Source organism: Pseudomonas sp. MD195_PC81_125, from assembly GCF_014060985.1.
Taxonomy (GTDB): Bacteria; Pseudomonadota; Gammaproteobacteria; order Pseudomonadales; family Pseudomonadaceae; genus Aquipseudomonas; species Aquipseudomonas parakoreensis.
This window is the reverse complement of record NZ_JABULD010000494.1, coordinates 1-1,781: the sequence shown is the minus strand read 5'-3', so window position 1 is coordinate 1,781 and position 1,781 is coordinate 1. Positions and strand designations below refer to the sequence as shown.

General features: G+C 58.9%; 2 protein-coding genes and 2 pseudogenes. All 4 read right to left on the bottom strand.

The window, feature by feature from the left end; genetic code table 11:
• Positions 1-203: pseudogene (locus HT737_RS19900) on the bottom strand (acetyl-CoA C-acetyltransferase); the annotation flags it as partial.
• Between the two features lie 11 nt (positions 204-214).
• A complete protein-coding gene (locus HT737_RS19895; RefSeq protein ID WP_047293423.1) occupies positions 215-880 on the bottom strand; it encodes a CoA transferase subunit B in 666 nt (221 codons plus the stop codon).
• Between the two features lie 24 nt (positions 881-904).
• Positions 905-1,604 (bottom strand): annotated as a pseudogene (locus HT737_RS19890) (CoA transferase subunit A).
• Positions 1,549-1,781, bottom strand: a 233-nt coding sequence (locus HT737_RS31275) for a hypothetical protein (RefSeq protein WP_220459446.1), incomplete at its 5' end; no start/stop codon positions are given. The gene HT737_RS31275 and the pseudogene HT737_RS19890, both read right to left, overlap by 56 nt.

The window sequence follows — 1,781 nt, the reverse complement described above, 5'->3', positions numbered from 1 at the left end:
TGACGCGCCGGGTTCTGCCCAGCGCCGGCGGTCAGCACCTGGCCCATGATCACTTCATCGACCTGCGCACCGTCCAGACCGGTCTGTTCCAGCAACTGACGGATCACCGCAGCGCCCAGATCCACCGCGGACACGCTGGCCAGAGACCCTTGGAAACTGCCGATCGCGGTGCGCGTGGCGGCAACAATTACGACGTCTTGCATTTTCGAATTCCTCACTGGGCAGCGAACTGCATTTCCGGTACGTGATCCGGGACGATCAGTTTACCAGCGGTTTTGGCGACGATTTCCTCGACGCTGACGCCAGGTGCGCGTTCCTTGAGGACAAAAGCGCCATTTTCGATTTCCAGGTAGGCGAGGTCGGTCAGCACGCGCTTGATGCAGCCGGCGCCGGTCAGCGGCAGGCTGCATTTGGACAGAAGTTTGGACTCACCGTCCTTGGAGGCGTGGGTCATGATCACGATGATGTTGTCGGCACCGGCCACCAGATCCATCGCGCCGCCCATGCCCTTGACCAGTTTGCCGGGAATCATCCACGAGGCGATGTTGCCTTCGACGTCGACCTCGAACGCGCCGAGCACGGTCAGGTCGACATGGCCGCCGCGGATCATCGCGAAGGATTCGGCGGAGTTGAAGATCGACGCGCCGATGCGCGCGGTGACGGTCTGTTTGCCGGCGTTGATCATATCGGCATCGATGGTGTCTTCAGTCGGAAACGGGCCCATGCCGAGCAGGCCGTTTTCCGATTGCAGCATGACTTCCATGCCGTCGGGAATGTAGTTGGCGACCAGGGTCGGAATGCCGATACCGAGGTTCACGTAGTAGCCGTCCTGCATTTCGCGGGCGACGCGCTGAGCCATTTGTTCGCGGGTAAGTGCCATGTGTTTATTCTCCGTCAGCCTGCATTATTTGCGGATGGTGCGCTGTTCGATGCGCTTTTCGAACGTGCCGCAAATGACCCGGTCGACGTAGATGCCGGGGGTGTGGATCTGCGACGGATCCAGTTCGCCGGGCTCGACGATTTCTTCGACTTCGACCACGGTGATCTTGCCGGCGGTAGCCGCCAGCGGGTTGAAGTTCTGCGCGGTGTGACGGTAGATGACGTTACCGAAATGGTCGGCTTTCCAGCCTTTGACGATGGCGAAGTCGCCAGTGATGGATTCTTCCATCAGGTACTTGCGCCCGTTGAATTCACGCACTTCCTTGCCTTCGGCGACCGGAGTGCCGACGCCGGTGGCGGTGAAGAAAGCCGGGATACCGGCACCGCCCGCGCGCATTTTCTCGGCGAGGGTGCCTTGCGGGGTCAGGATGACTTCGATGTCGCCCTTGAGCAGCTGCTCTTCGAACAGTTTGTTTTTCGCCGACGTAGGAGGCGATCACTTTGCGGATCTGACGGTCGGTCAGCAGCACACCGAGGCCGAAACCGTCGACGCCGCAGTTATTGGAGACCACGGTGAGGTCGCGGGTGCCTTTGCGCTTGATCTCGGCGATCAGGTTTTCCGGGATGCCACACAGGCCGAAGCCGCCGGCAATCACGGTCATGCCGTCTTCAAGACCCGCCATGGCCTCCTCGTAGGAACTCACGCGCTTGTCGAAACCTGCCATATGCACCTCTTTTATTGTTTGTCGGGCGGCTGGCTAGCCGAATGACTGGAGTGTCGCGCTGGAGGATATATTTGTTAAGTTGATTTTTAGGGTTGATTAATAGATAAAACTCAATAATTTCGGCTGTTACCCTGTAGGAGCTGCCGCAGGCTGCGATCTTTTGATTGTTGTTTTTTT

Coding starts and splice junctions, on each gene's coding strand:
- HT737_RS19895 (WP_047293423.1), bottom strand. CDS start 880: ATGGCACTTACCCGCGAACAAATGGCTCAGCGCGTCGCCCGCGAAATG.